Raw genomic sequence first — 12,687 nt, 5'->3', positions numbered from 1 at the left:
CGTCCGACGGGTCGATGCCCGTCATCTGCGTCGACCATGCTACGAGGTCGCCCCCGCTCCACGACGACGCAGCCTCAGGACCAGGCGTCGCGTCGCACCGACCAGCTGGCGGACCTCAGGCACGCGCAGCACGTGCCCCGCCGCCGTGAACACCACGATCATCACTGCGCCGATCACCATGCCGAGCACCACCGCGAGCGCCCGGTGCTGCCAGATCAGGCCGTCGAGCAGGGCCACCAGGGCCGTGCCGGCCGCCCAGCTCACCACGCCCGCGGCGATCAGCCTCCCGAGCAGCAGCGCCTCGGCGCGCAGGCTCGGCGGCGCCACCTCGTGCCGTGCGGCATGACGTCGCAGCTGCCACAGCCCGAACAGCCAGGCCAGCAGGTTGCCGAGGCTGGTCGCGCCCGCGGCGCTCATCGCCGCGTACTGCGGATCCACGAGCGTGAGGATCACCGGCACGGAGATCAGCGTGACCGCGGCGATCGGGATCTGCGCGAGGAACGGGGTGCGCGCGTCCTCGTACGCGTAGAACAGCCGCTTGATCAGGTACAGGGACGCGAAGGGCATCAGGCCCAGCATGTAGGCCACCAGCACGCTGCCGTTCGCGCGGGCCCCGATCTCGCCGGTGCCGCCGCCGATCACCCACATGATCGGCCCGGACAGCGCGACGAACACCGCCGTGCACAGCACCATCGGCACCGACAGCATCCGGTTGGTGTCCGTGTAGCGGGCCAGCGCCCCGGCATGGTCCTCCGCGGCGGCGCTGCGGGAGATCGACGGGAACGCGGCGGTGACCAGGGTGACCGCGATGATGCCCTGCGGGATCATGAACGCGAGATACGCCCATTCCAGCGTCAGCAGCGCCGGATAGCGGGCCGCGAGCTCGGGCTGCCCCTGCAGCTGCTCGGTCATCCGCACCGCGCCGCCGGTCGCCCAGCGGGACGCCCAGATGCCCAGCTGCCCGAGCCCCAGCATCGCCAGCGACCACAGCCCGATCCGGGAGAGCTTGCCGAGCCCGAGGCCGCGCAGCCCCCACTTCGGGCGCAGGCGCAGGTCGAGCTTCTTGACGTACCAGAACAGGAATACGACCTGCGCCGCGGAGCCGCCGACGTTGATCAGCGCCATCGCTACGATCATCGGGATCGTCCACTGCGCTGGATCGCCGACGGTGCCCCACAGACCCAGGAACAGCGCCGCCCCGAGGATGCCGACGAGGTTGTTGAGCACCGGCGCCCACTGGTACGGGCCGAAGGAGTCGTGGGCGTTCAGCAGCTGCCCGCACATCACGTACAGGGCCGAGAAGAAGATCTGCGGCATCATCCAGTAGCCCAGCTGGACCGCGAGCGCATAGGTCACCGGCGGCAGCACGCCGCTGGTGACGGTGAGCAGCAGCGGCACCGCCACCATGCACACGACGGTCACGCCGAGGGACAGCACCGCGACCAGGGTCATCAGACGCGAGATGTAGTCGCTGCCGCGATCGGGCCGTTTCACGGCGCGCACGATCGCGGGCACCAGGATCGCGTTCAAGGTGCCGCCGCCCACGAGCAGCCAGATGGTGTTGGGCAGGGTGTTCGCGGCGGAGAAGGCGTTGGCCGCCGAGGACATGGAGCCGCCGAGGATCGCGCCGAACAGGAAGTTCCGCACGAAGCCGAGCAGGCGGGAGACCATCGACCCCGAGGCCATGAGCACGCTCGCCTGCAGCAGCCTCGAGCGGCTGGAGGGGCTGCCGTGGCGGCGATGGCGGGGTATGTGATGAACCCTGCGGACCCGGCGGGTGGTGCTCATCGGGGGTCCTCCTCGGGGGTGTCGTCGGGGTGGTGGTCAGGGGCGTCGTCGGGGTCGGGCGCAGTCCCAGGCCTCTCGGCGGGCCCGTCGGCCGCGTCCCCGTCGCGGTGCCTCGCCCGTTCGGTCCAGGTCCGCTCCGGCACCGAGGTGTCCAGTGTGGTGCGGCCCGTGCGGGCGAGCTCCTCCGGGTCCTCGGGGCCCCGGATGGCGGGGGCGCGGGTGCTGGAGCCGGTGCGGCCTGCGCGGGCGACGCCGACGACGACCAGCAGGCCCATCGCGATGACGAGCAGGAGCGTGGTCCAGTTCTCCCACGACGGGTTCACCGTCAGCGGCACGTCGACGGGGTCGGTCAGCTGCCGGTCGTCCTCGGTGGTGAGGGTGGTGGTGAGGGTGACGGAGCCGTTGGCGACCGCCTCCACGTCCACGCTCGCGTTGGTCTGGCCGTGCGCCGGGACGGTGACCACGGCCGGCTCCGCGACCTGGACCAGGGGCCGGTCGGAGGTGACCGTGGCCTTCACCGTGATCGGGGTGTCCAGGCCGTTGGTGATCGTGATGGGCACGGCGGCGGTGTCGGAGACGACGTTGTAGCCGGAGGCGGGGACCACCTGGATCCTGTCCTGCAGGGCGTCGGCCCGCTCGGCGGCGTCCTCGGCCCGGGCGGCCGGGGCCCCGGGATCCCCGCGCCAGGCGAGGGAGGTCGCGCCGAGGATCTCGCGGCGCGCGGCGTCCAGCGGGGCGTCGTCCTCCATCGCCTCACCGAGCGCGTCGAGCCGGCGCCAGGTGCCCTCGAGGTCCTCGAGGACCGCCGGGTCCAGCAGCTGCGCCTCGGTCGTCTCCTCGAGCACCCGCCAGCTCCCGTCGGACGGGCCGGAGGGGTGCACGTCCTCGGCCTGCAGCCGGCCGAGGGCGTACGGCTCGCCGCCGTCGGCGCCCGGATCGGTGGTCCATGCCTGCTGGTCCGCGGTGTCCAGCAGCGTCGAGGTGCGGCCCGACTCGATCCAGGGCGCCTCGGCGAAGGCGTCGAGCACCGCACCGGCGGCCGCGGGGTCTAGGTCCGCCCCGGCCGACGGGGAGATCAGCAGGTGGCGGGGCGCGCGGGAGTACTCGGAGGCGATCGTGGCGGTCTCGGCGAGCAGCCGCTGACGGGTCTGCTCCGCGTCCGAGTCCCCGGTCAGCTGCGAGAACTCCTCGGAGAGCACGGGATCCGGGGCGAGCACGGAGAGCTGCGCGCCCTCGGTGCGGGAGGACTCGTACACGCCCACCGAGCTCGGGGTCACCGCGGAGCTCGGGTCAGGGCGCAGCGAGCTGGAGGGCACCACGGCCGCGGTCGCGCCGACCTCGATCATGTCCTCGAGGGCCTCGGCATCCGCCTCCGCGCCGGGGACGCCGAGGACCTGGGCGCGGGGCGAGATGCCGCGGGCCTCCCACACCCCGTCGGCCGCGTCACGGGCGGCGCCCTCGAGCAGCATCGCCCCGGACTCCCGCAGGCTCACCAGATCGGCGCCCGCGTAGGGGGCGGCGAGCACGGTGCGCTCGCCGACGGCGGCGTCGAGCTCGTCGGCGATCGCGGTGGATGCCGGGTCGGGGCGCAGGGACGGCGCGGCGGAGGAGCCCTCCGCCTCCTCGCCGCCCGCGGTCTCGGGCAGGGTCGGCGGATCCATCAGCGCGGGATCCAGCCACCAGTCGACGTCCTCGCGGGCGGCGAGGGCCCGCAGAGCGTCGAGCCGCCCCTGCTCGGCGGAGGCCGCGTGCTCCTCCGGGGCGAGCACCGCGGAGGCGGCGTCGGCCTCGGACACCGGCAGCAGCGTGGACTGGGTGATTCTCACGTCGGCGCCGTCGGGGCGCCACACCGCGAAGGTGCGCAGGCCCGCGAGGGGCTCGTCGTCCGCGACGGCGGTGAGGGAGACGCGGCGGGTCCCCCAGTAGTAGGTCTCCCCCGAGTAGCCGAGCTTCTCGGCGGTGGCCTCGACGACCAGGGTGGTGCTCTCTCCGGGCGCGAGGCTCGCGGGCGGGGTCCCGGAGGAGGTGGCGATCGCCGGGCCCTCGATGTCGGGGGCGGTGTCCGCCTGCCAGCTCGCGAGGGCCTCCCGGTCGGTGACCCGGGAGCTGCGGGTGCGCAGCTCGAGGTCGAGGTCCGTCAGCGGTTCGGAGGAGGCATTGGTCACCTCGACCTCGGCCCGCAGCGTGCCGCCGGGGGCGAGGGAGGTGGGGGTCAATGAGACGAGGTCCATGGTCACCGGTGCGTCCTCGGCCGGGACGGGCGGGGCCGACGGGCTCGCCGCGGGCGCGGCCTGCGCCGCCGGGAGAAGGGTTGCCGGGCCGCTGACCAGCACTGACGAGGCGATGACCAGCACCGTCAGCAGTGCCGCGAGCACCGGGCGCGCGGCGGGAAGGGACGACGGCATGGGGACACTGTAAGCGGCCGCTACCGTAGAGGCCCCGAGGAGGCGCGCCCGCCTCCACGACATCTCCATCCCCTCCTCCCCCGGACAGGACCGCCCGTGACCGACCCCGCCGACGAGACCGCCGAGCGCCTCGCGACCGCCCGCACCCGTGCCGCCTCGATGTTCCGGGCGCTGCCCGAGGAGGTCCACGAGCTGGGGAGGCTGTTCGAGGCCGCCGGCCACGAGCTCGCCCTGGTGGGCGGGCCGGTGCGGGACGCGGTGCTGGGCCGCTCGAGCGCCGACCTCGACTTCACCACCTCCGCCCGCCCCGAGCAGACCGAGGCGATCCTCCGCTCCTGGACGCGGGACGGGGCGATCTGGGACATGGGGCGCGACTTCGGCACCCTCGGCGGGGTGCGCGACGGGGTGAAGGTCGAGATCACGACCTATCGCACCGAGTCCTACGACCCGGCCTCCCGCAAGCCGCAGGTCGAGTACGGCGACACCCTCGAAGGCGATCTCTCGCGCCGCGACTTCACCGTCAACGCGATGGCGGTGCGCCTGCCCTCCCTCGAGCTGGTCGACCCCTTCGACGGGCTCGCCGACCTCGCCCGCACCCTGCTGCGCACCCCGGTCGCGCCCGGGCAGTCCTTCGACGACGACCCGCTGCGGATGATGCGCGCGGTCCGCTTCGTCGCCCAGCTCGGCTTCCGCATCGAGGACGCCACGGCCGACGCGATCGAGCGGCTCGCGGAGCGGATCACCATCGTCTCCGCCGAGCGGGTGCGGGAGGAGCTCGTGAAGCTCATGCTCGGCGCCCATCCCCGCGGCGGCCTCGAGCTGATGACCGAGCTTGGCCTGGCCGCGCACGTGCTGCCCGAGCTGCCGGCCCTGCAGCTCGAGATCGACGAGCACCACCACCACAAGGACGTCTACGAGCACACCCTCACCGTGCTCGACCAGGCCATCGACCTCGAGAGCCCGGCCGGCTCGGGAGGGCCCTGCGAGAACCCGGACCTGGTGCTGCGCCTCGCCGCGCTGATGCACGACGTGGGCAAGCCGGCCACGCGCCGCTTCGAGGACGGCGGCGCGGTGACCTTCCGCTTCCACGAGACCGTCGGCGCGAAGATGACCGCGAAGCGGATGAAGGCCCTGACCTTCGACAAGGACACCACCAAGAAGGTGGCGCGCCTGGTGGAGCTGCACCTGCGCTTCCACGGCTACGTCGACTCCCCATGGACCGACTCCGCCGTGCGCCGCTATGTCACCGACGCCGGCGACCTGCTGCAGCACCTCCACCGTCTCACCCGCGCCGACGTCACCACCCGCAACAAGCGCAAGGCCCGCACCCTCGCCCGCGCCTACGACGAGCTCGAGGCCCGCATCGACCATCTCGCCGAGCAGGAGGAGATCGGGCGGATCCGTCCCGACCTCGACGGCAACCGGATCATGGAGATCCTCGACCTGCCGCCCGGCCGCGAGGTGGGCGAGGCGTACAAGCATCTGCTCGAGCTGCGGATGGAGCACGGTCCGCTCGGCGAGGAGCGCGCCGAGCAGGAGCTGCGTGCCTGGTGGGAGGCCCGGACCGAGGGGTAGGGGCCCTCGGCGCGTCGCCCGGGGGCGGTGTGAGCGAGGCCGCACGGCTCGTGCACACCCTGTGTGTTTCGCCGCCGGATCGTTCCGTCGGGACCGGGGGCGTGCTCATACTGGGGAGCTGGACGCTGCGGCGCCCTCATCCGTCCATGCCCCCGAAGGACCAGGAGCAGCCATGAGCGAGTCCCGACGCCCGTCGAGCGGCGGCGGCAACCGCCGCGCCGCGGGTGTGCGCCGCACGCCTTCGGGGAAGCGCACGCCCTCGGGAAAGTCCGCCGCGGGCGGCGCCGCCAAGGGCAGCAGCCGCAGCGGCTCCTCGAAGAGCACCGGCAGCGCCAAGGGCACCAGCCGCACCTCGTCGAAGGGGACCTCCGGCGCGAGGACAGGCGCCGCCGCCAGCACGTCGGCCGCCTCCGCGAGCTCCGCGAAGCGCCCCACCTCCCGCACCTCCGTGAGCGCCCGCCACGCCGGCGCCGCCCCGAAGGGCGCGGGGAAGGGTCGCGGGAAGAAGGTCGCGGCGACGAACTTCCTGAACTACCCCCGCGCCGGGCGGAAGAACCCCTGGCGCTGGATTCCCTCGCTGCGCATGATCGTCGGCGCCATGGCGCTGTTCGTGCTGGCCGGGCTCGGCTTCGCGGTGTGGCTGTACAACGACACCGAGGTGCCCGAGCCCTCCGACTTCGCCCTCGCCCAGACCTCCCGTGTCTACTTCGCCGACGGCGAGACCGAGATGGGCAAGTTCAGCGAGATCAACCGCACCGAGCTCCCGGCCGACGAGATCCCCGACAACGTCAAGCAGGCCGTCGTCGCGAGCGAGGACTCGAGCTTCTACGAGAACCGCGGCGTCTCCCCGCGCGGCATCGTCCGCGCCTTCGTCAACAACCTCCAGGGCGGGGCCCGCCAGGGAGGCTCCACCATCACCATGCAGTACGTGGAGCGGTACTACACCGGCACCGAGACCTCCTACGTCGGCAAGGCGAAGGAGGCGGTCATGGCGCTGAAGGCGGACCAGGAGCTCTCCAAGGACGAGATCCTCTCCCGCTACCTCAACACCATCTACTTCGGCCGCGGCGCCTACGGCGTGCAGGAGGCCTCCCAGGCCTACTTCGACAAGGACGCCTCCGAGCTCACCGACGCCGAGGCCGCGCTGCTGGTCGCCGTGATCCCGAGCCCCTCCACCTACGACCCCGCGAACGACCTCGAGGGCGCCACTCAGCTGTGGGACCGGGTGATCACCCGCCAGGTCGCCGAGGAGCAGATGACCCCCGCCGAGGCGGACGCCCTCGAGTTCCCGAAGACGGTCGAGCCGAACTCCGAGAACTCCCTCGGCGGCACCAACGGCTATCTCCTGTCGCAGGTCCGCAACGAGCTGATCGCCGAGGGCTTCACCGAGGACGAGATCAACACCGGCGGCTTCACCATCGTCTCCACGATCGACCCCGCGATCCAGGAGAACACCGTCCAGGCCGTCGAGAACCTGCCCGAGGATCGGCCCGAGAACAACCGCGTGGGCACCGTGACGATGGACCCCTCCACCGGTGCGATCCGCGGCATGTACGGCGGCGCGGACTACGTCACCCAGGCGCAGAACGACGCCACCCAGTCCCGCATGCAGGCCGGCTCGATCTTCAAGACCTTCACCCTGATCGCCGCGCTCGAGGACGGCTACCCGCTGGACTCCCGCTGGGACGGCAACTCGCCGAAGACCTTCCGCGGCGGCTGGACGGTGAAGAACTTCAACGACATCGACTACGGCCGGGTCACCCTCGAGACGGCGACCACCAACTCGATCAACACCGCCTACGCGGAGGCGAACCTCGAGATCGGCCCCGAGCGCACCCAGGAGACCGCGATCTCCCTGGGCCTGCCGGAGGACACTCCGGGTCTGGACGCGGAGTCCTCGAACGTGCTCGGCTCCGCCTCCCCGACGGTCGCGGAGATGGCCGAGGTGTACGGCTCGATCGCCTCCGGCGGCGTGCACCGCGACAGCTACGTCGTGCAGTCCGTGACCCGGCCCGACGGCTCCTCGCGCTACGAGCACGAGACCACGGAAACCCAGGGCATGGACGAGGAGGTCGCGATCAACGCGACCGTCGCATTGCAGGGCCCGCCCACCCAGGGCTCCGCGCGCGACCTGCAGAACGTCATGGGCGGCCGCCCGGTCGCCGGCAAGACCGGCACCTCCGAGCGGTTCCGCTCGGCCTGGTTCGTGGGCTTCACCCCGCAGCTGGTCACCGCCGTGGGAATGTTCCAGCCCTCGGCCGACGGCACCTCCGAGGAGACCCTGACCCCCTTCGGCGGGGAGCAGAACATCACCGGCGGCACCTTCCCCACCCAGATCTGGGGCGACATCATGTCGACCTCCCTGGAGGGCGAGGAGTACCTCGAGTTCCCCGAGGAGGTGCAGCTGGACAACGAGACGCAGGAGCGCAGCTACGTCCCGCCGCCCACGCAGGAGCCCGAGCCGACCCAGGCCCCGGAGCCGACGCAGGAGGAGCCCAGCGAGGAGCCCACCACGGAGGAGCCCACCACCGAGGAACCGACGACGGAGGAGCCCACCACCGAGGAGCCGACCACGGAGGAGCCGACGACGGAGGAGCCCGAGCCCACCGAGGAGCCCTCGTCGGAGGAGCCGCCCGCGGACGAGGAGCCTCCTGCGGACCAGCCCACCGAGGAGCCGTCGGCCGACGAGCAGGGTGGCGACGAGGAGGCCGACGCCGGTCTCCCCGAGGTCGAGGACCTGCTGCCCGGCGAGGGCCAGGGGGCCGGAGGCGGCCGCGAGGGCCGCAGCGGCAGCCGAGAAGGGGACTGACTGTGGCCGCCCGCTGCGAGCAGTGCCGCAACCGGATCCGCGGGAGGGTGCACCGCTCGATCACGGGCCGTCGACTGTGCGAGAGCTGCCACACCCGCCTGATGGGGCAGACCGCCGGCTTCATGGCCGGCGGCGGCGTCCCGAACGCGATCTCCACCGGAGGCTGGTTCGCCCGTGCCAAGCGCGCCATGCGCGGAAACCGGTCGAAGGGCTGATCGCGAGGTCGGCCAGGCAGGCGCCTGCTGATCTCCTCGGACCGATCGGCCCGGCCGCACGGACCGATCGTTCTGCGCAGTGCCCTGCACGAACGCTCGGGCGACTGTCGGTCCGCCGCGTGCACGCCTACCGTGACATGCGTCAGCGATGACCCGCGCGAGCCCCCCGAGGAGACACGTCATGACCCCTCCGAAGAAGACCCCCACCCCCGCTCCCGGCCGGCCCGGCAGCCGCCCGCCCCAGCTCGAGGAGCCGACCGCACCGGACGGGCCCCTCCCGCCGAAGCCCGATCAGCAGGGTGCGCAGCCGCGCACGCCCACCGGCGCCGAGCCGGGCCCGGAGCGCAGCACGAACGCCCAGCAGGGCGCCTTCCTGACCACCTCGCAGGGAGCGCGGCTGCGCGACACCGACCACTCGCTGAAGGCGGGCCGGCGCGGCCCCGTGCTGCTGCAGGACCACCACCTGCGCGAGAAGATCACCCACTTCGACCACGAGCGGATCCCGGAACGAGTGGTCCATGCCCGCGGCGCCGCCGCCCATGGCGTTTTCGAGGGGTACGGCACCGCGGAACCCGTGTGCCGTGCCGGATTCCTTGCCAAGGGGAAGCGCACCGAGGTGTTCACCCGCTTCTCCACCGTCGTCGGCTCGCGCGGCTCGATGGACACCGCCCGGGACACGCGCGGCTTCGCCACGAAGTTCTACACCGACGAGGGCACCTTCGACCTGGTCGCCAACAACATCCCGGTGTTCTTCATCCAGGACGGCATCAAGTTCCCCGACGTCGTCCACGCCGCCAAGCCCCATCCCGACCGCGAGATCCCCCAGGCCCAGAGCGCGCACGACACCTTCTGGGACTTCGTCTCCCTGCACACCGAGGCCCAGCACCACACCCTGTGGTTCATGGGCGACCGCGGCATCCCGCGCTCCTACCGGATGATGGAGGGCTTCGGGATCCACACCTTCCGGCTCGCGAACGCCGCCGGGGAGACCTCGCTGGTGAAGTTCCATTGGAAGCCTCAGCTCGGCGTGCACTCGCTGACCTGGGAGGAGGCGCAGCTCCTGGGCGGCAACGACCCGGATTTCCATCGCCGCGACCTCGCCGATGCGATCGAGTCCGGGGCCCACCCCAGCTGGGAGCTCGGGATCCAGGTGTTCCCCGACAACGAGGCGCAGAGCTTCGAGGGGATCGACCTGCTGGACCCTACGAAGTTCGTGCCCGAGGAGCTGGCGCCGGTGCAGCCCATCGGCCGGCTCACCCTGGACCGCAACCCCAGCAACTACTTCGCCGAGACCGAGCAGGTCGCCTTCAACCCCGGCCATCTGGTGCCGGGCATCGACGTCACCGATGATCCGCTGCTGCAGGTGCGGCTGTTCTCCTACGTCGACACCCAGCTCACCCGGCTCGGCGGGCCGAACTTCGCGCAGCTGCCGATCAACCGTGCACACGCCCCGGTCAACGACATGCTCCGGGACGGCTACGGCCAGCAGGGCGACCACGCCGGTGTCGCGCCCTATCAGCCGAACTCCCTGGACGGGGGCTGCCCGTTCATGGCGGGCGAGATGGACGGCGCCTTCGAGGACCTGCCGGTCCGGGTGCCCGAGGGGGTGAAGGAGCGGGAGCTCTCGGCCACCTTCGAGGACCACTTCAGCCAGGCCCGCATGTTCTGGCGCAGCATGACGCCGGTCGAGAAGGACCACATCGTCGACGCGTACTCCTTCGAGCTCGGCAAGTGCTACGAGAACACGATCAAGGAGCGCCAGCTGCAGAGCCTGGCGAACATCGACGGCGAGCTCTGCGCGCGGGTCGCCTCGGCCCTCGGCCTGCCCGCCCCGGAGCCGACGGTCCCGGCCGACGGGTCCGAGGAGGGGCCGGCCACCAGCGCACCGCTGTCCCAGCTCGGCGGAAGCTGGCCCGTCGACGGCAGGAAGATCGGCATCGTCGTCGACCCCGAGGCGGACAACGCGGGCCTGCTGGAGCTGCACGAGGCGATCGTCGCCGCCTCGATGACCCCGCTGGTCATCGCGCCGCGCGGCGGAGAGGTCGCCGGAGTGCCGGTGGCTCGCACGCTCGGCACCGCCGCCTCCGTCGAGGTGGACGCCCTGCTGCTCGCCGGCAACCCGCTCCTGGCCCCGGACTCCCGCCCGTCGGTGGACTCGAAGGCCGGCGCGCTCGGGAACGGCGAGGTCGAGCCGCGGGTGGGCAAGCTGATCGACGAGTGCTGGCGCCACGCGAAGGCGATCGGCGCCTGGGGCCCCGGCCGCGAGGCGCTCGAGGCGCGCACCGCCCCCGGCGGCGCAGGGCTCGTCGCCGGTGAGGACGGCGAGAGCGTGCTCGGCGAGATCATCGCCCTGCTCGGGAGCCATCGCGTCTGGGAGCGGTTCCCCGCGGGGGCCTGAGCCTCAGGCGGCGTCGGCGCCGGTGAGCTCACCGGCCCGGCGCCGCCGCCATGCGGCGAGGGCCGCGAGCAGCGCCGCCACGACGAGGAACGGGAGCCCCAGTCGCCACACCGCCCACTCGACCTGCGTCATCAGCAGCAGGCACGAGACCAGGCCCCCGACCGGTAGCACGGTCGGGACGCGGAAGTGGCGGTGCTCCGGCCGGTCGCGGCGCAGCACCAGCACGGCCGCGTTCACGGAGAGGAAGACCACCAGCAGGAGCAGCACCATGGTGCCCGCGAGCACGTCGATGGTCCCGGTGAGGGCGAGGAGGAGCGACAGCGCCGTGGTCACGAGGATCGCGACCCACGGGGTGCGGCGCCCGGGCAGGACCCGTGCGAGCACCCGCGGCAGGAGTCCGTCGGACGCCATGCCGTAGGCGAGCCGGGAGCTCATGATGCCCGTCAGCAGCGCACCGTTCGCCACCGCGATCAGCGCGATCGCGCTGAACACGACCGGCGGCACGATGCCCGCCGCCTCGACCACGAGGGCCAGCGGTGCGGAGGAGCCCGCGAGCTCCTCCGTGGGCACGACGGCGGAGGCGACCACCCCGATCAGCGCATAGACCACACCGGTGACGATCAGCGCACCGAACAGGGCGCGGGGGTAGGAGCGCGAGGGGTCCTTCGTCTCCTCGGCGATGTTCACGCTGGTCTCGAAGCCGACGTAGGAGTAGAACGCGAGGACGGTGCCGGCCAGCACCGCCGCGACCGGTCCGTTCTCGGGGGTCCCGAGCTCCGTGAGCCGGCCCAGGTCGCCCTCGCCCCGGCCGATCACGATCGCGCCCAGCACGATCACCAGCAGCAGGCCGCCCACCTCGATCAGGGTGGCCACGCGGTTCGCACCCAGCGACTCGGAGATGCCGCGGGTGTTCAGCGCCGCGAGCAGGGCGAGGAACACGACCACCACGAGCACGGCGGGCAGGCTGACGAAGGCGCCGAGATAGTCCCCGGCGAAGCCCAGCGCGAGCGCGCCGACGGACACAATGCCGGCCGAGAGCATGCAGAACCCGACGAGGAACCCCGCGAAGGGGCCGAACGCGCGGGTGGCGTAGTGGGAGGAGCCTCCCGCACGGGGGTACTTCGTCGCGAGCTCGGCGTAGGAGCCGGCGGTCAGCAGGGCCAGCAGCAGCGCCACCACGAGGGGGACCCACAGGGCGCCGCCGGCGATGCTCGCGATCTCCCCGGCCAGCACGTACACCCCCGCCCCGAGCACGTCCCCGAGGATGAACAGGAAGAGCCCGGTGGTGGTGACGGTGCGGCGCAGCGTGGGGCGCTCATCGGTGCTGGTCATCCACCCACGGTAGGACGGGCGCGGTGGTGCGGACGGACCGATCGGTCGTGCCGCGCCGCCCGGCTCCGCTCGCGCACGCCCTGTGATGCGCCGCGCACCGGCGGGCACTCCCTGGCCGATGCTCCAGGGCACGGGTATGCTGTTGCGGTCCGTGACGTGCATCGC

Annotated in this window: 7 protein-coding genes; 4 read left to right on the top strand and 3 right to left on the bottom strand. The window is 72.5% G+C overall.

Annotation, left to right across the window (positions count from 1 at the left end):
- Positions 1 to 39 precede the first annotated feature (39 nt).
- Both murJ and L3K22_RS07110 read right to left on the bottom strand, forming a co-directional pair.
- Entirely contained in the window at positions 40 to 1,788 is a 1,749-nt protein-coding gene (murJ, locus tag L3K22_RS07115; protein ID WP_263310750.1) for a murein biosynthesis integral membrane protein MurJ, read from the bottom strand.
- Positions 1,785 to 4,193: a DUF6049 family protein gene (locus L3K22_RS07110; RefSeq protein ID WP_263310749.1), complete on the bottom strand. Its 2,409-nt coding sequence runs from the start codon at positions 4,191 to 4,193 to the stop codon at positions 1,785 to 1,787. The genes murJ and L3K22_RS07110 overlap by 4 nt, the downstream gene beginning before the upstream one ends.
- 96 nt (positions 4,194 to 4,289) lie before the next feature.
- Here L3K22_RS07110 and L3K22_RS07105 point away from each other — a divergent pair, with 96 nt between their 5' ends.
- The 4 genes from L3K22_RS07105 (at position 4,290) to L3K22_RS07090 (ending at position 11,190) form a co-directional block, all read left to right on the top strand.
- Entirely contained in the window at positions 4,290 to 5,768 is a 1,479-nt protein-coding gene (locus L3K22_RS07105) for a CCA tRNA nucleotidyltransferase (protein WP_373318008.1), read from the top strand.
- 172 nt (positions 5,769 to 5,940) lie between these two features.
- A complete protein-coding gene (locus L3K22_RS07100; protein WP_263310748.1) occupies positions 5,941 to 8,577 on the top strand; it encodes a transglycosylase domain-containing protein in 2,637 nt (878 codons plus the stop codon).
- A 2-nt stretch (positions 8,578 to 8,579) separates the two neighbouring features.
- Positions 8,580 to 8,792, top strand: coding sequence for a hypothetical protein (locus L3K22_RS07095; protein WP_062946931.1), 213 nt, complete (start codon positions 8,580 to 8,582; stop codon positions 8,790 to 8,792).
- Positions 8,793 to 8,973: 181 nt separating this feature from the next.
- The gene (locus tag L3K22_RS07090) at positions 8,974 to 11,190 is read left to right on the top strand and encodes a catalase (protein WP_263310747.1); all 2,217 of its coding nucleotides are present in this window, start codon (positions 8,974 to 8,976) and stop codon (positions 11,188 to 11,190) included.
- Positions 11,191 to 11,193: 3 nt separating this feature from the next.
- Here L3K22_RS07090 and L3K22_RS07085 read toward each other — a convergent pair whose 3' ends face one another.
- Positions 11,194 to 12,522: an APC family permease gene (locus L3K22_RS07085; protein WP_263310746.1), complete on the bottom strand. Its 1,329-nt coding sequence runs from the start codon at positions 12,520 to 12,522 to the stop codon at positions 11,194 to 11,196.
- Between the last annotated feature and the right edge of the window lie 165 nt (positions 12,523 to 12,687).

It is taken from the genome of Brachybacterium atlanticum (assembly GCF_025669985.1).
Taxonomy (GTDB): Bacteria; Actinomycetota; Actinomycetes; order Actinomycetales; family Dermabacteraceae; genus Brachybacterium; species Brachybacterium conglomeratum.
The sequence above is the reverse complement of the archived record's forward strand: the minus strand, read 5'-3'. Positions and strand labels throughout refer to the sequence as shown.